20 protein-coding genes are annotated in these 20,264 nt (G+C 59.9%); 8 read left to right on the top strand and 12 right to left on the bottom strand.

Annotated elements, in window-relative coordinates; genetic code table 11:
- Positions 1-20: 20 nt before the first annotated feature.
- Together parC and VJ698_RS14695 are read right to left on the bottom strand one after the other, a co-directional pair.
- Complete coding sequence (parC, locus tag VJ698_RS14700; protein ID WP_324103529.1) at positions 21-2,333, bottom strand: DNA topoisomerase IV subunit A; 2,313 nt, start codon at positions 2,331-2,333, stop codon at positions 21-23.
- Positions 2,334-2,494: 161 nt separating this feature from the next.
- Positions 2,495-4,483: a DNA topoisomerase IV subunit B gene (locus tag VJ698_RS14695; protein WP_324103528.1), complete on the bottom strand. Its 1,989-nt coding sequence runs from the start codon at positions 4,481-4,483 to the stop codon at positions 2,495-2,497.
- Positions 4,484-4,712: 229 nt separating this feature from the next.
- Between VJ698_RS14695 and VJ698_RS14690 the strand changes: the two genes are divergently transcribed.
- Complete coding sequence (locus VJ698_RS14690) at positions 4,713-5,543, top strand: response regulator (protein WP_324103527.1); 831 nt, start codon at positions 4,713-4,715, stop codon at positions 5,541-5,543.
- A gap of 173 nt (positions 5,544-5,716) precedes the next feature.
- Here the strand turns inward: VJ698_RS14690 and VJ698_RS14685 are convergent, their stop codons facing one another.
- From VJ698_RS14685 to VJ698_RS14675, 3 genes are read right to left on the bottom strand one after another with little or no spacing between them, the layout of a single operon-like run.
- Positions 5,717-6,886, bottom strand: coding sequence for a hypothetical protein (locus tag VJ698_RS14685; RefSeq protein WP_324103526.1), 1,170 nt, complete (start codon positions 6,884-6,886; stop codon positions 5,717-5,719).
- A 1-nt stretch (position 6,887) separates the two neighbouring features.
- Positions 6,888-7,481, bottom strand: a complete 594-nt coding sequence (locus VJ698_RS14680) for a GNAT family protein (protein ID WP_324103524.1) — start codon at positions 7,479-7,481, stop codon at positions 6,888-6,890.
- A gap of 13 nt (positions 7,482-7,494) precedes the next feature.
- Entirely contained in the window at positions 7,495-8,349 is an 855-nt protein-coding gene (locus tag VJ698_RS14675) for a MoxR family ATPase (RefSeq protein WP_324103523.1), read from the bottom strand.
- A gap of 103 nt (positions 8,350-8,452) precedes the next feature.
- Here VJ698_RS14675 and VJ698_RS14670 point away from each other — a divergent pair, with 103 nt between their 5' ends.
- The 3 genes from VJ698_RS14670 (at position 8,453) to VJ698_RS14660 (ending at position 11,532) form a co-directional block, all read left to right on the top strand.
- The gene (locus tag VJ698_RS14670; protein ID WP_324103522.1) at positions 8,453-10,588 is read left to right on the top strand and encodes a site-specific recombinase; all 2,136 of its coding nucleotides are present in this window, start codon (positions 8,453-8,455) and stop codon (positions 10,586-10,588) included.
- A gap of 270 nt (positions 10,589-10,858) precedes the next feature.
- On the top strand, positions 10,859-11,179 hold the full coding sequence (locus VJ698_RS14665) for a cytochrome c (RefSeq protein WP_324103521.1): 321 nt from the start codon (positions 10,859-10,861) through the stop codon (positions 11,177-11,179).
- An 11-nt stretch (positions 11,180-11,190) separates the two neighbouring features.
- A complete protein-coding gene (locus VJ698_RS14660; protein ID WP_324103520.1) occupies positions 11,191-11,532 on the top strand; it encodes a cytochrome c in 342 nt (113 codons plus the stop codon).
- Positions 11,533-11,611: 79 nt separating this feature from the next.
- On the opposite strand, the gene VJ698_RS14655 is transcribed toward VJ698_RS14660, so the two are convergent.
- Positions 11,612-11,923 carry a MerR family transcriptional regulator gene (locus tag VJ698_RS14655; RefSeq protein WP_324103519.1) on the bottom strand — a complete coding sequence of 104 codons (312 nt, stop codon included), beginning with the start codon at positions 11,921-11,923 and terminating at the stop codon, positions 11,612-11,614.
- 3 nt (positions 11,924-11,926) lie between these two features.
- Positions 11,927-12,871, bottom strand: coding sequence for a DnaJ C-terminal domain-containing protein (locus VJ698_RS14650; protein ID WP_324103518.1), 945 nt, complete (start codon positions 12,869-12,871; stop codon positions 11,927-11,929).
- Between the two features lie 162 nt (positions 12,872-13,033).
- On the opposite strand from VJ698_RS14650, the gene VJ698_RS14645 reads away from it, so the two are divergent.
- From VJ698_RS14645 to VJ698_RS14635, 3 genes are read left to right on the top strand one after another with little or no spacing between them, the layout of a single operon-like run.
- Complete coding sequence (locus tag VJ698_RS14645; RefSeq protein WP_324103517.1) at positions 13,034-13,477, top strand: Hsp20/alpha crystallin family protein; 444 nt, start codon at positions 13,034-13,036, stop codon at positions 13,475-13,477.
- A gap of 16 nt (positions 13,478-13,493) precedes the next feature.
- Complete coding sequence (locus VJ698_RS14640) at positions 13,494-13,874, top strand: Hsp20/alpha crystallin family protein (protein WP_324103516.1); 381 nt, start codon at positions 13,494-13,496, stop codon at positions 13,872-13,874.
- 52 nt (positions 13,875-13,926) lie between these two features.
- The gene (locus VJ698_RS14635) at positions 13,927-14,433 is read left to right on the top strand and encodes an Hsp20/alpha crystallin family protein (protein ID WP_324103515.1); all 507 of its coding nucleotides are present in this window, start codon (positions 13,927-13,929) and stop codon (positions 14,431-14,433) included.
- A gap of 148 nt (positions 14,434-14,581) precedes the next feature.
- On the opposite strand, the gene VJ698_RS14630 is transcribed toward VJ698_RS14635, so the two are convergent.
- Entirely contained in the window at positions 14,582-15,004 is a 423-nt protein-coding gene (locus VJ698_RS14630) for a DUF1841 family protein (RefSeq protein WP_324103591.1), read from the bottom strand.
- Positions 15,005-15,140: 136 nt separating this feature from the next.
- Between VJ698_RS14630 and VJ698_RS14625 the strand changes: the two genes are divergently transcribed.
- A complete protein-coding gene (locus tag VJ698_RS14625; protein ID WP_324103514.1) occupies positions 15,141-15,725 on the top strand; it encodes a malonic semialdehyde reductase in 585 nt (194 codons plus the stop codon).
- 12 nt (positions 15,726-15,737) lie between these two features.
- Here the strand turns inward: VJ698_RS14625 and nth are convergent, their stop codons facing one another.
- The 4 genes from nth to VJ698_RS14605 all read right to left on the bottom strand — a co-directional run.
- On the bottom strand, positions 15,738-16,388 hold the full coding sequence (gene nth / locus VJ698_RS14620) for an endonuclease III (RefSeq protein WP_324103513.1): 651 nt from the start codon (positions 16,386-16,388) through the stop codon (positions 15,738-15,740).
- On the bottom strand, positions 16,385-17,164 hold the full coding sequence (gene rsxB / locus VJ698_RS14615) for an electron transport complex subunit RsxB (protein WP_324103512.1): 780 nt from the start codon (positions 17,162-17,164) through the stop codon (positions 16,385-16,387). The genes nth and rsxB overlap by 4 nt, the downstream gene beginning before the upstream one ends.
- A gap of 108 nt (positions 17,165-17,272) precedes the next feature.
- Positions 17,273-18,508 carry a polyhydroxyalkanoate depolymerase gene (locus VJ698_RS14610; protein ID WP_324103511.1) on the bottom strand — a complete coding sequence of 412 codons (1,236 nt, stop codon included), beginning with the start codon at positions 18,506-18,508 and terminating at the stop codon, positions 17,273-17,275.
- A gap of 864 nt (positions 18,509-19,372) precedes the next feature.
- Positions 19,373-20,264 (bottom strand): NAD(P)/FAD-dependent oxidoreductase (locus VJ698_RS14605; protein ID WP_324103510.1); only part of this gene is annotated, 892 nt, incomplete at its 5' end.

Raw genomic sequence — 20,264 nt, 5'->3', positions numbered from 1 at the left:
CGCGCAGCCGCTTGAGACGATTACTTCGCAGCCGCCAGGCCGCTTGGCTTGATCTTCGCTTCCAGCGCCTTGCCTTTGCGCGCGCGCTTGCCAAAGTGGTTCGCCAGCGCAGCACCGGACAAGGTCAGCTCCTGCGCCTTCCCGCCGCGTCCCGTGCCGAATACGACAACACCCTTCTTGCTGATCGGCTGGGCAGCCACCAGCTTCTCGTTATTTTCCAGCTCCATGAGGATAACGCCACGCCCGCCGCCGGACTGCATCTTGATCTCATCCAGGCCGAAGACCAGCAGACGTCCTTTTTCCGAGAGGCAGGCAAGGGCACCTGCGTCGGTCGTAACGACGCGCGGCGCCGCGGGCGTATCGCCGTCATCGATGGTCATGAACGCCTTGCCCGCCTTGATGCGACTGACCATGTCGCCAGCCTTCGCGGTGAAGCCATAGCCTGCCGTGGAAGCAAGCATCAGCGTCGTATCGGCCGGGCCGACGAAGTAATGCAGCAGGTGTGTGCCGCTGGCCAGTTCGATCAGCGTGGTGACCGGCACGCCGTCGCCGCGTGCGCCGGGCAGGGCGGACACTGCGACGGAATAGATGCGCCCGTTCGAGCCGAAGGCCAGCAAGGTATCCACCGTGCGGCATTCGAAGGTGCCATACAGGCTGTCGCCGGCCTTGAAGGTGAACTGCGCCGGATCATGGCCGTGGCCGGTGCGGGCCCGTACCCAGCCGTTCGTCGAAACGACGACAGTGACCGGCTCGTCCAGCACCTTCTGTTCGACGACCGCCTTCTCTGCTTCTTCGATCAGCGTGCGGCGCGCATCGCCGAATTGCTTGGCGTCACCCTCGATTTCCTTGATCACCAGCCGTTTCATCGACGACGGATTGTCGAGCAGATCGTGCAGCGTCGCCTTTTCGTTGCGCAGTTCTTTCAGCTCCTGCTGGATCTTGATTGCTTCCAGTCGCGCCAACTGGCGCAAGCGGATTTCCAGGATGTCCTCGGCCTGGCGGTCGGATAGCCGGAAGGCATGCATCAGCGCCGGTTTCGGCTCATCCGATTCGCGGATGATCTTGATGACTTTGTCGATGTTCAGCAGGACCGCCTCACGGCCTTCCAGGATGTGGATGCGGTCGTCGACCTTCTGCAACCGGAACTGAGTCCTGCGGGTGATCGTCGCAAAGCGGAAATCGATCCACTCGTGCAGGATATGGCCGAGGCCCTTTTGCCGCGGACGTCCGTCGCCGCCGATCATCACCAGGTTGATCGACGTGCCGGTCTCCAGCGAGGTGTTGGCGAGCAGGATGTTCATGAACTCGGTCTGGTCCTGGTTCTTGGACTTCGGTTCGAGTACCAGACGCACGGGCGCATCCTTGCCCGATTCGTCGCGCACCGTGTCGAGCACGGAGAGAATCATCTGCTTCATCGCCAGCTGTTCCGGCAGCAGCGACTTCTTGCCGACCTTCACCTTCGGATTGGTCAGCTCCTCGATTTCCTCCAGCACCTTCTGCGAAGAAGTGCCGGGCGGCAGTTCGGTGACGACAGCCTGCCACTGGCCGCGCGCGAGGTCTTCGATCTTCCAGCGGGCGCGTACCTTGAGCGTGCCGCGGCCGTTCTCGTACATCTCGGTAATCGCGGAGGACGGCGTGATGATCTGTCCGCCACCGGGAAAGTCGGGACCGGGAATGAGTTGCATCAGCTCCGCGTGTGTGATCTTCGGATTGCGGATCATCGCCACCGCAGCCTTCGCGACTTCACTCAGGTTATGCGAAGGGATTTCTGTCGCGAGGCCGACCGCAATGCCCGATGCGCCGTTCAGCAGCACGAAGGGCAGGCGCGCCGGCAGCAGTTTGGGCTCCTCTGTCGAACCATCGTAGTTCGGCTGGAAATCGACCGTGCCCATGTCGATTTCGTCGAGCAGCAATTTCGAGATCGGTGTCAGGCGCGCTTCCGTGTAGCGCATCGCCGCGGCACCGTCGCCGTCGCGCGAGCCGAAGTTGCCCTGACCGTCGATCAGCGGATAACGCAGCGAGAAATCCTGTGCCATGCGTACCAGTGCGTCGTATACCGACTGGTCGCCGTGCGGATGCAGCTTGCCCAGCACGTCGCCCACCACCGCGGCGGACTTGCGCGGCTTCGCGGCGGCATTCAGGCCGAGTTCATGCATCGCATACAGGATGCGGCGCTGCACCGGCTTCTGGCCATCACACACATCCGGCAGCGCGCGGCCCTTGACGACGGAGATGGCGTAGTCGAGATAGGCACGTTCCGCAAAGGTGGCGAGCGTCAGCGCTTCGCCGTCGCCGGACGGCATTTCTTCAAACAGGGAGGCTTGTTCGGTCATTGTGGTTCAAGTCTTGAAGTTCCCTCCCCCTTGCAGGGGGAGGGTTAGGGTGGGGGGAGTGAGGTTGAACAAACGACTGCGACAGTTCAATCACTTCACCCCTCGCCGGGCGCCCCCATCCCAACCATCCCGCTAAGAGGGGGAAGGAGTCATTAATCAGATCAGATATCCGCTTCCGCTTCATTGCCATGCTCTTCCAGCCAGGCACGCCGCGCGGCGGCTTCGCCTTTACCCATCAGCATGTTGAAGCGCGATTCGGAAGCCGCGAGGTCGAAGTCGCCCAGCGAGACCGGCAACAGGCGGCGGGTATCCGGGTTCATCGTGGTTTCCCACAACTGTTCCGCATTCATTTCACCCAGGCCCTTGAAGCGCGAGATGGTCCACGCGCCGTCCTTCAGTCCATCCTTGCGCAACTTGTCCTCGATCGCTTCCAGTTCGCCCTCATCCAGTGCGTACAGCTTCTGCGCCTGCTTCTTGCCGCGCGCCGGTGCATCGATGCGGAACAGGGGAGGGCGCGCAACACAGATATGTCCGCGCGCCATCAGCTGCGGGAAGTGCTTGAAGAACAGCGTCAGCAGCAACACCTGGATGTGCGAGCCGTCCACGTCTGCATCGGACAGGATGCAGATTTTTCCGTAACGCAGTCCGCTCAGATCAGGGGTGTCGTTCGGCCCATGAGGATCGACGCCGATGGCCACCGCGATGTCATGGATCTCGTTGTTTGCGAACAGACGGTCGCGTTCGGTTTCCCAGGAATTGAGCACCTTGCCACGCAGCGGCAGGATGGCCTGGAATTCCTTGTCGCGCCCCATCTTGGCCGAACCGCCGGCAGAATCGCCCTCGACCAGGAAAAGCTCGTTGCGGCTCACGTCATCCGATTCGCAATCGGTCAGCTTGCCGGGCAACACGGCAACGCCGGAGGACTTCTTCTTCTCCACCTTCTGCGCCGAGCGCAGGCGGGATTGCGCCTGCTTGATCACCAGTTCGGCCAGCTTCTTGCCGTAGTCGACATGATGATTCAGCCACAGTTCCAGCGCGGGCCGCGTGAAGGTGGCGATCAGGCGCACTGCATCGCGCGAATTCAGCCGTTCCTTGATCTGGCCCTGGAACTGCGGATCGAGCACCTTGGCAGAGAGCACGAAGGACACGCGGGTGAACACGTCTTCCGGCAAGAGCTTCACGCCCTTGGGCAGCATCGAATGCATCTCGACGAAGCTTTTCACCGCGCCGAACAGGCCTTCGCGCAAGCCCGCTTCATGCGTGCCGCCGGCCGGTGTCGGGATCAGGTTGACGTAGGATTCGCGCACGACATTGCCTTCTTCCGTCCAGGCCACCACCCATGCAGCACCTTCGCCTTCGGCAAAGCCGTCGACGTCGCCGCTCGCGTACTGCTCGCCTTCAAACAGAGGGATCAGCGGATCGGCATTGGATGACTGCGCCAGCGACTCGACCAGGTAGCCGCGCAAGCCCTGGTCGTACTGCCAGGTCTGCGTATCGCCATTCTTCGCATTGGTCAGCGTGACCCGCACGCCGGGCAGCAGCACCGCCTTGGAGCGCAGCAGGCGCTGCAATTCTGCGTTCGGGATGGCTGAGGAGTCGAAGTATTTCGCGTTAGGCCAGACGGTGACGCGGGTGCCAGTGCGCCGTTCATCTCTTGCCAGCGTGCGCGATTTCAGTTTCTCGATGACATCGCCGTCGGCAAACGTGATCTTGTGCTCGCCGCCTTCGCGCCACACCGTGATTTCGAGGCGCGAGGACAGCGCGTTGGTGACGGAAACGCCGACGCCGTGCAGACCGCCCGAAAAGGAATAGGCACCGCCCGAGCCCTTGTCGAACTTGCCGCCCGCATGCAGTCGGGTGAAGACGATTTCCACCGTCGGCACCTTTTCTTCCGGATGCAGGCCGACGGGAATCCCGCGCCCGTCATCCTCGACGCTGACGCTGCCGTCGGTGTTGAGCGTCACTGAAATGTTCTTGCAGAAGCCGCCCAGCGCTTCGTCCGAGGCGTTGTCGATCACTTCCTGGATGATATGCAGCGGATTCTCGGTGCGGGTGTACATGCCGGGGCGCTGCTTGACCGGCTCGAGTCCCTTCAGGACCCGGATGGACGATTCGCTGTAATCAGATGCAGAGGATTTTTTGGTTGCCATTCAAATGGAGGTGCCTGATAGGCTGTTATTGCTTGATGGAATGTATTTAAACATAAGTCACAGCATTCTAATGAAAAATCGGGGGTGAATGCGGGAGAACCAAGATGGGGGCGATATTCCGCCTTCCAATGCGGTCCAGCGGGAATGTGCAAGGGCTTGGTAGCGCAGGTGATGCGTGATTGCAATTTAATTGGTGCAAGGTCATGAAATCTTTATAAAATGAAACCTCATGTCATCCCGCAATTTTCCATTCGCCGTACGCTTGATCGGATTTCCTCCGCAGGAGCTGGAGGCTTTCGACGCTGCTTTCGAGACGGAGCAAGCAAACAGCTACGGCTATTTTCGCCTCGCGGAAGGAAATCTGCAGGATCCCGACCTCTACATCGCCAACGCCGGGGAACTGAAGGCGCTCGTCACGCTGACGGACCTGCGTCCGAGTGATGTACGGCCCGCCTTGCTGATCGGGCAGCCCGATGTGGAGCTCCCTTATCGGCAGCTGGACCGGCCGCTCGCATGGCCCGAATTGTTTGCAGCCCTCGATGCACTCATGGAAACACGCGCCGACGCGTTGTCGCGTCTGGAGGCGTCCGATGTCGTGACCGTGCCGGAACGTCGTCGCCGCGACCGCCTCGACCTGGACCTCACCGATCCGGCAGAATACGAGAAAATGCGCTCCAAGGTTCGCCGTGACGGCGCGGTGCTCGTGGTCGACAAGAGTGCCGCGCTGCGCGACTACCTGGCCGACCTGCTGGCGCGCCAGCGGATTCCTGTCGTCTGGGTGAATGACGAAGTCGACGCGGTGGAAGTGTGCAAGCAGGAGCCCATCTCGGCTGTGTTGATCAATACCTCAACGCCCGGCGTCGATCCTTACCGCTTGTGCTGGGCGATCAAGGAAAAAGATTCCCCGGTCAGGATCGCCGTAATCTTCCTGATCAGCAAACCCTTCGTGTACGACCTGGAACAGGCCAGCTACGTGGGCGCCGACGGCTTCCTCAACAAACCCCTCGCCAGCCATCACCTGATCACCGCGCTGAAGAAATTCCTGCCGTTTGCGCGTTGAAGGGCGAGGGTCCGCAGAAAACACTCGGCGTCCCCTTCAGAAAACACGGAAAAATACGAAAGTGTTACTGGAAAAGCCCGAACGAATGTCAGTGCTCGACATATGGCTAACGACTGCAGTCCAGGATCTTGATCTGTTCCGTGTCTTCCGTGTTTTCCGTGGACAAAATCAAACTACTTGCTCAACAACCGCATGCCGCGTTCCAGCCCTTCGATCGTGACCGGGAACATGCGGTTGTTCATCAGTTGACGGATGACGGAGATGGACTGGCGGTATTGCCACAATCCTTCCGGCTCGGGGTTGAGCCAGATGAATTTCGGGAAAGTGCTGGTGAAGCGTTGCAGCCATTCGGCGCCGGCTTCCTCGTTGTTGTATTCGATCGAGCCGCCAGCCTGCAGGATTTCGTATGGGCTCATGGTCGCGTCGCCGACGAAGATCAGCTTGGTGTCGGGCGTGTACTTGCGCAGGATATCCCAGGTCGGGAAGCGCTCCGCGTGGCGGCGCCGATTGTTCTTCCACAGGTAGTCGTACACGCAGTTGTGAAAGTAGAAGAACTCCATGTTCTTGAATTCGGTCTTCGCCGCCGAGAACAATTCTTCGGTGCGCGCGATGTGATCGTCCATCGTTCCGCCCACATCCAGCAGCATCAGCACCTTGATGTTGTTCTTGCGCTCCGGCTGCATCTTGATGTCGAGATAGCCGGCGTTGTTCGCGGTGGCGCGAATCGTGTCATCCAGCGCGAGTTCCTCGTCCGCGCCTTCGCGCGCGAACTTGCGCAGGCGGCGCAACGCGACCTTGATGTTGCGCGTGCCGAGTTCGCGTTCATCGTCGTAATCACGATAGGCGCGTGCTTCCCAGACCTTCACCGCGCTGCGGTTGCCACCTTCGCCGCCGATACGGATGCCTTCCGGATTCTTGCCGCCGTTGCCGAAAGGTGAAGTGCCGCCAGTACCGATCCACTTGTTGCCGCCTTCGTGGCGTTCCTTCTGCTCGTTCAGCAGTTCCTTCAGTCGGTCCATCAGCTTGTCGTAGCCGAACTTCTCGATCGCCGCGATCTGCTCCGGCGTGAGTTCGCGCTCCATGCGCTTTTTCAGCCACTCGAGCGGAATCTCCGGATTCTTCTCAAAGATCGCATCGATGCCCTTGAAATACAGGCCGAACGCCTTGTCGAACTTGTCGTAATGCGCTTCGTCCTTGACCAGCGTGGTACGCGACAGGAAATAGAATTCGTCCAGCGACGGATTGATGACGTTCTTCTGCATCGCTTCCAGCAGGATCAGGAATTCCTTGATCGACACCGGAATCTTCGCGTCTTTCAGTGTGAAGAAAAAATCGATCAGCATGTCAGTCCCTGGAAGCCAGTTTGTGCTGCAGGTTCTTTTTCACGCCGGGCCACTCGTTCTGGATGACGCTGTAGACCACCGAATCGCGAATGCGCCCGTCCTGCATGATGATGTGGTTGCGCAAGACGCCGTCGCGCTTCGCGCCGAGTCGTTCGATCGCAGCCTGCGATCGCTTGTTGAACCAGTCGGTGCGGAACTCAACCGCGATGCAGCGCAGCTTCTCGAAGGCATGTCCCAGCAGCATCAGCTTGCACTCGGTATTGATCCCGGTGCGCTGGGCGCGTTGCGCATACCAGGTTCCGCCGATCTCAAGCCGCCGATTGGCTTCATCGAGATGCAGGTAGCGCGTGCAGCCCACGATCCTGCCGTTCGCGCTGTCGCGCACCGCAAAGGCAAATGCCTCGCCGTGCTCCCGCTGCAAAAGAAGTTGTTCGATATAGTCGCGCACGCCTTCCGGTTTTGGCACCGTCGTGAACCAGAGCTCCCACAGCTCGCCGTCCGCAACGGCCAGCCTGATTTCTTCCTCATGCTCCAGGGCCAGCGGTTCCAGCGTGGCATGTCGGCCGGACAGGACGACGGGCTCAATGAAGGCCATGGCAGCCGCTCCCTCAGCGATTCGCGCGCGACATGAATACCAGCCGCTCGAACAAATGCACATCCTGTTCATTCTTCAGCAGCGCGCCATGCAGCGGCGGCACGATGGCCTTCGCATCCTTGCTGCGTAATGCATCCGGCGGAATGTCCTCGGCCAGCAGCAGCTTCAGCCAGTCGAGCAGCTCGGAGGTGGAAGGTTTTTTCTTCAGGCCGGCGACTTCCCGCACTTCGTAGAAGGTCTCCAGCGCCTTCGCAAGCAGGTCCTTTTTCAGATCCGGGAAATGCACGTCGACGATCTGCGACATCGTGTCCTTGTCGGGGAAACGGATGTAGTGGAAGAAGCAACGGCGCAGGAAGGCGTCGGGCAATTCCTTCTCGTTGTTCGAAGTGATGATCACCAGCGGGCGCGTCTTCGCCTTCACCAGCTCGCGCGTTTCGTACACATAGAATTCCATGCGGTCGAGTTCACGCAGCAGGTCATTCGGAAATTCGATGTCCGCCTTGTCGATTTCATCGATCAGCAGCACGACCTGCTCCTCCGACGTGAACGCCTGCCACAGCACACCCTTGACGATGTAGTTGTGGATGTCCTTCACGCGCTCGTCGCCGAGCTGCGAATCGCGCAGGCGCGACACGGCATCGTATTCATACAGGCCCTGCTGCGCCTTGGTAGTGGACTTGATGTGCCACTGCAGCAGCGGCATGCCGAGCGCGGCGGCCACTTCCTCGGCCAGCATGGTCTTGCCGGTCCCCGGTTCACCCTTGATCAGCAGCGGACGCTGCAACGTCAATGCAGCATTGACCGCGAGTTTCAGATCGTTGGTCGCAACATAATTTTGGGAACCTTCGAAGCGGGTATCTTGTCGCATAGCGTTGTGTCATCAAGATTGAAAATAAGACCAAGTATAAGCGAGAAAGATAATACGGGCTGGAGGAAAGCCTCGAGCCAATTTTCTTCATTTCCAAAATTTCATGAAAATTTCCCTGCTGAAGCTTTGGGTGATGTGGCGTCGTTTTCGCCGGACATCACCCCGCCATAACGAGCATCACCTGCAGTACATCGTACAGATCGAAGCCTTGATGCGGCGCGCCAATCCCTTTGCCGCCTGGACCGAGCGCGCCAACTGGATGATCGATGTCGCCGACTGGCTTCGACACGGCCCGCGCAAGTCGAGCCTGGATGAAAACACCTGGCGGCGCATCAAGCACCAGCGCACGCGTTTCATGCTCGACTGGCTCGACAGTCATCGGGATGTGCGCCGCGTGGTGCAGGCAACGCTGCAGAAAACCTTGCGTGAGGCGGCCGGACCGGAACTGTTCTGCGCCACCGGCCTGCCACACGAACCGGCATTTTTCGGTGAACTGTCGGAACGCATTGCCAAAATGATCTTGCCGAAAGCACCATCGGCACATGAGCTTTCCGCCTTGTTTACCACGATGTTCCCGGATCCTGCCGATGCCGACTGGCTCACCGGCATGGATCACAAGACCCTGGCGCGCCTCTGGAAGCTGTGCGCCGACGACGGGATTACGCACGCCTACAGCCAGCAGATCGACGAAGCGCTCACTTATCTGGTATCGATGATCATCGCGGTCGGCATCAGCCCGGAGTTCCGCCAGCGACTGGAGCCGCGCGTGCCGCTGCAGGCAACCCCGTTCATGGCGCTGCAGCGCGAATTGCAGAAGTACCTGATGGCGGGCGCGCATGATGAGGCCGCGCTGCGCAGCGTGCGCATGCTGGTCGCAGTTTGCCAGGCGCAGACTGACCGCATCTATGCGCACCTCGATGAGCACGGCGTATCGGTCGGACTGGTCTACCGTGTCGAACGCATGCGCGCGCAACTGGCGCGGATGGCGCGCCTGATCGACCTGCGATCCGCGCTGCCCGGCTCGCAGCTGAGCGTGCCGGTGCAGGCGCTGCTGCTGGATCTGGTCGAGGCGCATCATTATCGCTCCACGGTGCGCGGGCTGATCAGCCGCAGCTTTTCGCTGTTGGCGCGCAAGATGGTCGAGCGCAATGCTGACCGCGGCGAGGCTTATGTTTCGCGCGACCGTGGTGAATATCTGGCAATGTTCAGATCGGCATGCCGGGGCGGGGCGGTAAGCGCCATGACTGTGCTCGTCAAGGCGGCGATCCCTGCCGCCGGCGTTGCGCGCTTTTTCGAGGGCGCGTTTGCTTCGCTGAATTACGCCGTGAGTTTCCTTGCGATTTCCATGACGGGCGGCACACTCGCAGCGAGGCAGCCCGCCATTACCGCACCCGCACTGGCCTCGAAGATGCAGTCACTCGATACGGCCGATGGCATGCGCAAGCTGATTGCCGAAATCGGCGCGCTGCTGCGCTCGCAGGCGGCGGCGGTCTTCGGCAATGTCGCTGCCATCATTCCGGCAATGGTCGTGGTGTCGCTCGCGATGTGGCTCGCAACTGGCTCAGGGCTCATGTCGCCTGACCGCGCGCATGCCAGCCTGAATGGACTGTCGATGCTTGGCGTGACGCCATTGTTCGCGGCTTTCACCGGCGTGCTGCTGTGGCTATCAAGCCTCGGCGCCGGTTTTGCCGACAACTGGTTCGCGTTGCGGAAAATGCGCGAAGCGCTGGCACATCATCGCCGGTTGGTCCACGCGCTCGGGCCGGTCCGTGCCGATCGTCTCGCGCACTGGCTTGAGCGCAACGTCGCCGGTATTGTCGGCAATGTGTCGCTGGCACTCCTGCTGGGCATGTCGCCCGTCCTCCTGCAGTTTTTCGGCCTGCCGCTGGACGTGCGACATGTCACGCTCGCCACCGGCACGCTTGCGGCGGCCGGCGCGAGCCTGGGATGGAGCGTGTTCGGTACGGCTGAGTTCTGGCTCGCGGCGGGCGGCGTTTTCCTGACCGGCATACTGAACATCGGCGTGGCATTCGGCTGCGCGCTTGTGCTGGCACTGCACGCACGCGACGTGCCGGTGCGGCTTCGCCGCGTGGTGATGCGCGCCGTCGTGCGACGCCTGATCGCCTCGCCGCGTGCCTTCCTGTTGCCCGAACGTCAACTCGCCACGGTCGAGGTTTTACCTGAACGGAAAGCTCCGGAAGAGCAGGAAAGCGTGAAGCGGTCGAGGACCGGCCAATAGTCTGTTGCCCATGTCGGAGACGGTCTCCGCCTCGCGTGGACGATCGGACAATGTTAATGTAGAATTACTTGATTTTGATGCGTCAGAGAAACACCTACAAAACGCATCGGGAACTTATTCGCAAGTAGTTCGGGTCGGCTGTCTCCCTTGGTCTTACGGTGCCGGAAAACGGCCTGCTGCCAGTTCCCTGGCGAGCAGGCACGTGTCCCGTACGGACTTCTTGCGAATAAGGCAGTTCCGGATTTCGTATCACTCACCCCTCCATCGACCATGAAAAAACTATTTGCGTTCCTCGCGCTCGCAGGTGTTGCCAGCGTCGCCGCATCCGCGGACCTCGTCGGCAATCCCAAGGCGGCAGAAAACAAGGTTGCCATGTGCATCGGGTGCCACGGCATCCCGGGCTACAAGGCCTCGTTCCCCGAGGTGTACTCGGTGCCCATGCTGGGCGGGCAGAATGCGAAGTACATCATGAACGCCCTCAACGAGTACAAGAAGGGGGATCGCAAGAACCCGAGCATGCGCGGCATCGCGGCCGGCCTGTCGAATCAGGACATCGCCGACGTCGCGGCATACTACGCACAGCAGAAATGAGGGGACAGACGATGAAAAAGATTCTCGCGGGCGCAGCCGTCCTGATGTCGTTCAATGCATTTGCAGGCGGCAATATCGAAGCCGGCAAGGCTGCCGTCCAGAAATTCAATTGCGCCGCTTGCCATGGCCAGGATTTCAATTCCCCGGTTGATCCGAGCTATCCAAAGCTCGCCGGCCAGCACGAGGATTATCTGGCGCATGCGCTGATTGCGTACCAGCGCGGCGCAGACGGCGCCAATGGCCGGGGCAATGCAATCATGGGTTCGCAAGCCAAGCCGCTGTCGCATCAGAACATCCAGGACATCGCCGCTTATCTGCACAGCCTGCCGGGTTCACTCGTGCTGCGCAAGTAATCGCTGCACTCACTTCATGCAAAAGCCACGATGCTTCGTGGCTTTTTGTTTTTGGACGTCGATTCCGCAATGGTGGCCGCTAGTCCAGCGATAATCCCGCGGCCCGCATCCGGGAACGCAGCCGCTCGAGTTCATCGAAAAGGTCGGTGACCAGCCCGGCCAGTTCCGGATTGGCGTCGAAAGTGCGTTCCAGCTCGTGGAGGCGGCGCGTCCGCATGAGGTCGCGCCCGGAGAAATGCCACTGTCCGGGATCATCGCTGGCCTGGCCGGGAAGGGCGCCGGCCCGCACATGTTCGACGATCCATTCGCGGCTCACCGTGCAGCTCACGGCCAGTTCATCCAGCGAGAGCCGCGCTTCCTCCATCACAATTGCCACAATTTCCTGCGTCATCGTTCACACTCCCAGTGCCTGGCGTGGATTGAAGGCGAGTTCACGCGCCATCGTTTCATACAGGTTGCGCGCCTCGGCGCTGGCGGCAGGCGGCAGCACAACCTCCATCACGAGGTACAAATCGCCCGGCGGCGAGCCGGGAATTCCCCGCCCTTTGAGGCGGAGCTTGCGCCCCGATTGGGAACCCTCGGGAATGCGCACTTCCACTATTCCATCCGGCAACGGCGCCTTCACGCTGGCGCCGAGCGCAGCTTCCCACGGCGCGATCGGCAGGCTGGCGTACACGTCGCGTCCGTCGACACGGTAGCGGGCGTGCGGATTGAAATGCACTTCCAGATACAGGTCGCCGGACTGCCCGCCGCCTGCACCGGGCGCGCCCTGACCGGCAAGGCGAATCAGCTGGCCTTCGCGCACACCCTTGGGAATGCGCACGTCCAGCGAATGCTCGGTAAGCGTCACATGGCCGTGCTGGTCGACGCGCGGTACGCGCAGGCTCAACGTGCGCGACGCGCCGTGATAGGCATCCTCGATGTCGAGCATGATTTTCGCATGATGGTCTTGGCCGCGTGCATGAGACCCCGCCCCCGCCCCGCCAAAGCCGCCCATGCGACCGCCGAACAGCTCCGAAAAGAAATCGCTGAAGTCTGTAGTTTCCGATCCACTGAAGCCACGTCCTGAAAATTCGAAGCCAGCGTCCCAGTCCGGCGGCGGACGAAATTCCTGGCCGGCATGGTAGCGCTGTCCGAGCTGATCATAGGCGGCGCGCTTCTCGGGATCCGACAGCACCGCGAAAGCCTCGTTGAGCTCCTTCATGCGGGCTTCCGCACCGGGTTCCTTGGAGACATCGGGGTGGTACTTGCGTGCAAGGCGGCGGAACGATTTCTTGATCTCGTCTGCTGGCGCGTCCCGGGCAACGCCCAGAACCTGGTAGTAGTCCTTGAATTCCAATCGGATTCTCCTTCTACTTATTGATTCGTTTATATCAATAATGGTGCCGCACGAGCGGCAATTCAAGGTATTGAATTTTTTTCAGCTGCGCATATGTTGTCCATGTACGCCGATAACGAACGGCGTCGGGCTGAATCAACTTCAACATGACAGGAGGATGAAATGTTGTACCGATCGGTATTTCCTCGGGACGTGTTTTCCGAACTTGAACGGCTGCAACGCGAGATGCAGCAAGCATTGGAAGGCGGCCCGAGCATCCGCGGTATCGGCCGCGGCGGCTTCCCTGCCTTGAACGTCGGCAATACGCAGCAATCGGTGGAGCTCTATGCCTTTGCACCAGGACTCGATCCGGCCAGCATCGAAGTCCATCTGGAACGCGGTGTCCTGACGATATCCGGTCGGCGCTCTGCCGATCTTCCTGCGGAGGGCGACAAGGCGTCCGTGCATATCAACGAACGTTTCGCCGGCCCGTTCCGTCGCGTGGTGAGCCTGCCGGAAGATGATGTCAATCCGAGCGGCGTTTCCGCCGAGTACAAGAATGGCGTGCTGCATGTCAGCGTCAAGCGTCGTGAAGCACCGCAGCCGCGCCGTATCTCTATCCAGTAATCGAGGAGGAAGCACCATGAACGACAAAGCGAATGTCACCAAGGCCAATGAAGGCGCTCGCCCGGAGGTCGCCTTGCTCCCGCCGGTCGATGTGATCGAGGACGCTTCCGGCATCACGCTGTTTGCGGACCTGCCCGGCGTGCCCAAGGAGAAGCTCAACCTGCAACTCGAAGCAGAGACCCTGACGATTGACGGCGAAGTGGAGTTGAATGCGCCGCAGGAGATCGAATCCAGCCACGTCGAAGTGCGGCTGCCGCGCTATCGCCGGGTGTTCACGCTCTCACGCGAACTCGACAGCGAAAAGGCGACGGCAGAATTCAAGAATGGCGTGCTCAAGTTGCGCATACCGAAGGCGGAGCACGCGCAGCCGCGCAGGATCGACATCAAGGTCTCCTGATTGAAAGAAGGGCCGCGTATGCGGCCATTTTCCGGTTCGATGGAGGTAAGCGATGAACTTCGACGAGATCAAGCAAGGCTGGTCTTCTTTCTGGGATTCGGTCGCTGAAGGCTGGCAGCATCTGCGTCAATCGGCTTCCAGCGCGATTACCCGTTTCAAGCCGAGCACGCAGACCAATCTGCCGGCAAAAAGCGATATCGATGACGCGTTCTTCATTCCATCGATGGGCTGGTCCATGCTGGGTGGCGATGTGTTCGAAGACGACAAACGCATCGTCGTGCGCATTGAAGTGCCGGGACTGGACAAGAACGACATCGACATCGAGGTGAGCGGCAACTCCCTCGTGGTGCGCGGCGAGAAGCGCTTTGAACGTGAAGATACGGAAGGGCGCTATCGCGTGCTGCAATGTGCTTACGGCAGCTTCGAGCGTCTCGTTCCGCTGAATACGGCGGTCAAGGCCGATCAGGCCAAGGCCAGCTACAGGAACGGCGTGCTGCGCGTGGAATTACCCAAGGTGGAAGAAGTCAAACCGAACAGGCTGACTGTCAGGATCCACTGACGCCTGTTGCGAAAACGCGCGTCTGCGAGGGCGCGCTTTCTTTATTGATACTGGTCTAGCGCAACTGCGTCAAAAAACTGAGTCATATGGCTCCCTCCCCCTTGCAGCGGGAAGGAGCCACTCATTGCCGATTTTTGACGCAGTAGAGCTAGCGTCGCTTCACGCATTCGACATAGGCAGCGCCGTCCGGCGGCAGGCCGCTGCGCTGTGAATTCCAGATCATCTCGCCCAGGCACTCCATCACCTGGTGATGCGCTTCATGTTCCGAGCCCAGTCTTTGCGAAAGCGAAAGAAAGGCACCGCGGATGCCCGGCGGCTGGTCGATCGAAATCTGCTCGGCAATCGAAAGGTGCATCGACAGGTGCAGGAAGGGATTGGTCTGTCCACTCTCCACGGAGTAGTCCTTTGCCAGTGCCGCTTCCGTGTCGGCAAGCGCGTCCCAGTACTCCTCGTGCTGCATGATCCAGTCGCGCGCGATGGCCTCCATCGGCGTAAGAATCTCGTTGGCCATGGCCTTGCGATAGGTATCGCAAAAAAAGCGTCGAACGTCGTGCTGCGAAGGAGTAAACATCATTCAGGAAAATGAATCTCGGTGAAGCTGCTTATTGTACCGGCACAAACCTGCCGCCGCGGATTCCTTTAACATAGACAACATTCCCCGCATCACGAGCGCGAGGAAATCTGAACCATCAAAAATGGAACCCAACATGTTGAATGACAGTGCACTCGATATCCTGTTCCGCAATGCACGGACGCACAACGGCTGGCGCGAAAAGCCGGTCTCCGACGAGCAATTGCGACAGCTCTATGACCTGATGAAATGGGGGCCGACCTCGGCGAACTGCAGTCCGGCGCGCATCGTCTTCGTGAAGTCGGCCGAGGCGAAGGAAAAACTGCTCGCCTGCATGGATCCGGGGAATGTCGACAAGACCAGGGCGGCGCCCGTGACAGCGATCATCGGCATGGACATGGCGTTTTACGAGAGAATGCCACAACTCTTTCCGCATAATCCCGACGCGCGTTCGTGGTTTGCGGGCAAGCCGGAAGTGATTGCGAGCACCGCGATGCGCAATTCATCGTTGCAGGGTGCTTATCTCATTATGGCTGCGCGCGCCATCGGTCTGGATTGCGCACCGATGTCGGGCTTCAATGCGGACAAGATGAACGCGGCATTTTTTCAGGGCACATCGATCAAGGCAAACTTCGTGTGCAGCCTCGGGTACGGCGATACCAGCAAGCTGCATCCGAGAGGTCCGCGCCTCACCTTCGACGAGGCGTGCCGGACCGAATAAAAGCGTGCGCGTTCAGACGCCTTTCTCGGGCAAAGGCGTCTTGTCCTTGTATTCGCACAGGTCGGCAATCAGGCAATTCCAGCACTGAGGCTTGCGCGCGATGCAGATGTAGCGGCCGTGCAGGATCAACCAGTGATGCGCTTCGTGCCGAAATTCCTCCGGCACGACCTTCAGCAGCTTCCGCTCGACTTCCTCGACATTCTTTCCCGGCGCGATGCCGGTGCGATTGGCGACGCGGAAGATGTGCGTGTCGACGGCAATGGTCGGTTCTCCGAACGCCGTGTTGAGCACCACGTTTGCTGTCTTGCGACCGACACCCGGCAAGGCCTCCAGCGCCTCGCGCGAGTGCGGCACCTTGCCGTCATGCTGTTCGAGCAGGATGCGGCAGGTTTCGATCACGTTCTTCGCCTTGGTACGATACAGGCCGATGGTACGAATGTATTCGGTCAGACCTTCCACGCCCAAGGCGTAGATTTTGGCGGGCGTATTCGCGAGCGGGTAAAGTTTGCGCGTTGCCTTGTTGACCGAAACATCGGTCGCCTGCGCAGACAGGATGACGGCGATCAGCAGTTCGAACGGCGTGGTGTATTCCAGTTCCGTGGTCGGGTGCGGATTAGCCTTGCGAAATCGGTTGAAAAGCTCGAGGCGCTTTTCTGCGTTCATGGCTTGTCTTTCGCTTCGTCCAGCATGGTGTTGATTTCAGCGATCTGTTTCTTCACCGAACGCGAGACATCAGCGAGGCCTGGGGCATTCGCTGCCTGCGCCGCCATTTGCTCTTTCTTGAGCCGCGCGCGCTCCATCGCTGCCTGGATGATGGCCCGCTTGCGTTCCTGCGCCGCCTTTTCTTCCGATGTCAGCGTCGATTCGGCTTCCACCGTCTTGAGCTTGGCCGCGGCCTTTGCCGCCAGTCGCGCATCGTTTTCTTCCTTGTCGCGTCGCAGCCGCAAGACATGGAAGGCATGCCGCTGGCGCGCGGCATCCGCCTGCTCTTGCGACCATGCGTCCCAGCCGGTCTTGCCCGGGGTGACGTCGATCATCGCGATGCAGTCGACCGGGCAGGGCGCAACGCAGAGGTCGCATCCGGTGCACAGGTCTGGAATGACGGTATGCATCTGCTTCGCGGCACCAATAATGGCATCCACCGGGCAGGCCTGGATGCAAAGCGTGCAGCCGATGCACAGGCTCTCGTCGATCACCGCGACCGGGCGCGGGCGTTCAATGCCGTTGATCGGATTCAGGGGGATGACAGGTTTGCCCAGCAGCGTCGCAAGCCTGGCAATGCCTTGCGCGCCGCCAGGCGGGCACTGGTTGTAGGAGGCCGTGCCGCTCGCTACTGCCTCGGCATAGGGACGGCAGGCGGGATAGCCGCACTTCGTGCATTGCGTTTGCGGCAGCAGGTCTTCGATCTGGTCGGCCAGCAGTTTGGCGTTGGATGACACGGCAGGTTCTGCAAAAGGTAAAAACAGGATTATCCGACAAACCGCGCATGCAATAAATAAAAAAGCCGTTCCCGGCGGGGAACGGCTTTGACATGCAATTGAGGCTGATCAGGAATAGGTCTTGATGAATTCCGTGATCTTCGGGCAGATGATTTCACGCCAGCGACGACCGGAGAAAATACCGTAATGGCCGCACTTCTCGGCAACGTAATGTTGCTTTTTCGCCTTCGGAATGCTGGAGCACAGACCATGCGCCGCTTCCGTCTGGCCGAGACCGGAAATGTCGTCCAGTTCACCTTCGATGGTGAACAGCGCGACGCTCTTGATGTCCTGCGGACGCACCAGCTTGCCCTCCACTTCCCAGGTACCCATCGGCAGGCGGAACTCCTGGAAGACTGTCTTGATGGTCTCGAGATAGTATTCGGCCGGCATGTCGAGCACAGCGTTGTACTCGTCATAGAACTTGCGATGCATTTCCGCCGACTCGTTGTCGCCTTCGCGCAGGTGCATGTAGAAATCCCAGTGGCTCTGCGCGTGGCGCCCCGGGTTCATCGCGATGAAGCCGGCGTGCTGCAGGAAGCCCGGGTAGACCTTGCGGCCGAAGCCGGGATAGTTCGGCGGCACGCTGTAGATCACCCTGGTTTCGAACCAGGAGTAGGGTCGCTTGGTTGCGAGGTCGTTGACCTCGGTAGGCGATTTGCGCGGATCGATTGGGCCGCCCATCATGGTCATGGTCTTCGGCAGCTTCGGATCGTTTTCAGTCGCCATCAGCGAGATGGCGGCGAGGACCGGCACTGTCGGCTGGCACACCGAGATTACATGCAGATCAGGACCGAGGCGGCGGATGAAGTCCTGCACGTAGTAGATGTAGTCGTGCAGGTGGAACGGTCCTTCGGATGCTGGCACCATGCGCGCATCGGTCCAGTCAGTGATGTACACATCATGGTCCGACAGCAGGCTGCGGGCGGTATCGCGCAGGAGTGTCGAATGGTGGCCGGACAACGGGGCGACCAGCAGCACGGTTGGCTGCTTCAGTTCCGCGAACTGCTTGTCGGTCAGGTCTTTCTTGAAGTGGATAAGGCGGCAGAACGGTTTTTGCTCGGCGACTTCTTCAAAAACGCCAACGGGCTTGCCATTGACCGGAACAGTCTTGATACCGAACTCGGGCTTTTCGTAATCCTTGCCGAGCCGGTACATCAATTCGTAGCCGGCCGCGATACGTTGCGCGAACGGCGTGTGGGCGAGCGGGGAAACCGGGTTCGTGAACAACTTGGCGGAAGCCTCCGCCCATTGGATCAGCGGGTTCAGGAAAGTCCGGTTCAGCTCGTGAAATTGGTAAAGCATAGTGGCCTCTTTCAAGTGGTACCAGTGGCGCTAGATTCTCCAGATAAACATCAGTTGCTGCAATGCATCATATGCAATTTTAGGAAATTTCCGCAAGAAATATATTTCCTGTTTGCAGTTTTGCCTTGCTGGCCGTTTCTTTCCTCTGCTGCCTTCCTGCCAACAATGGGCAAAGAAATGTGCGGTCAAGAAACATCATACCTACTTCGTCTGTTGGCCGCAGTGCGACTGTTTCGTTATCTGTTGCCCTTGGTACGACACGCTATCCGTATGGATGCATTCTCCATGAAAACAACAGACTCTTGATTACCCGTACCTCACTTGGTCGTTCCTGCCTTTCGCCGCGTTACATCCATCCGTGTTTGCGTAGCACATTCACCACGCCTTCTGTGGTGGCCCGGACCACTATGCCAAGCGACGGGCAAGGAAAAGCCTGAGGCGGCCTCATTGGCCGCTGCTCTTGAAATCGCCCGGAGCAAATCGTTTATGAGCGACCAGCATGTCTGCTGGCTGGCCGTTCCTTGGCTGGTTGCTGCCCTGATGCAGCCTGTTCTGCACAGAAATCAAAGCATTTTCCATGCCGGTAGCAGGGTGACTGCTTCGAGGAAGGGCAGGGCGCATTTGTCGCTGCAGCTCAGACGGAGCGGGCGGCAGAGCCGTATCGTCGCCACCTTGAAGAGTTTGCTGCGCGGGTGGTCAATTTGTAAAAATTACCTGCAATCCGACCGCTCACAGTGATGACTGCATGTTGTGAGGCAACAACGGATTCCTCAGCGCCCTGCGGGAACGATGAATAATGTGGCAGCAAAGAAAAACGCCCCGGACCTTGGCAGGCGCGGGGCGTTCCGGTGACTTGCAGAATGCTCAGTCGAATACCGGGCTTTCCACGCCCAGCACCTTGTGCAGCTTCGGCGAGGTGGTGGTGTACTGCATGTGAATCTTCTTTTCCGGGAAGATGTACGGTGCGGCGCCGAACGCCGCCAGCGCAGCTTCATGGAAGCCCGACAGGATCAGTTTCTTCTTGCCCGGATAGGTGTTGATGTCGCCCACCGCAAAGATGCCCGGTACATTCGTCTCAAACTTCTCGGTGTCGACCTTCAGCTGCTTGCGCTCGATATCCAGGCCCCAGTCCGCAATCGGCCCCAGCTTGGGCGACAGGCCGAAGAACACCAGCAGGTCGTCCAGCGGCAGGCGGCGCGTCACGCCGTCGGCGCCGGTCACCTTGATTTCGGTGAGCTTGTCGTTCTGCTCTTCAAAGCCGGTCACCTGGCCCACCAGGAACTGCATCTCGTAGTTTTCGCACAGCTCCTTCATCTTCGCCACGGAAGCAGGCGCGGCACGGAATTCTTCGCGACGGTGCAGCAGAACGACCGATTCCGCCTTGCCGACCAGGTCCAGCGTCCAGTCCAGCGCGGAGTCGCCGCCGCCGCAAATCACGAGGTTCTTGCCGTGGAAGCGCGACGGATCCTTGACGCGATAGAACAGCTGCTTTCCTTCGAATTTCTCGATGCCGTCGACCTTGATCGTGCGCGGCTGGAAGGAACCGACACCGGCGGCGATGAAGATGGTCTTGGTGATGAAACGGGTGCCTGCCGAGGTCTCGAGATTGAAGCGGCCGTCTTCGCGCTTTTCGACCACGGTGACTTCCTGCCCGAGGTGGAAGGTGGCGCCGAAGGGCTCGATCTGCTTGAGCAGGTTGTCGGTCAGTTCCTGGCCGGTGCAGCTGGGCACGGCGGGGATGTCGTAGATGGGCTTG

The sequence above is a fragment of the Noviherbaspirillum sp. genome (assembly GCF_035254685.1).
In the GTDB taxonomy this organism is placed as follows: domain Bacteria; phylum Pseudomonadota; class Gammaproteobacteria; order Burkholderiales; family Burkholderiaceae_D; genus Noviherbaspirillum.
This window is presented reverse-complemented; position numbering and strand designations above follow the sequence as displayed.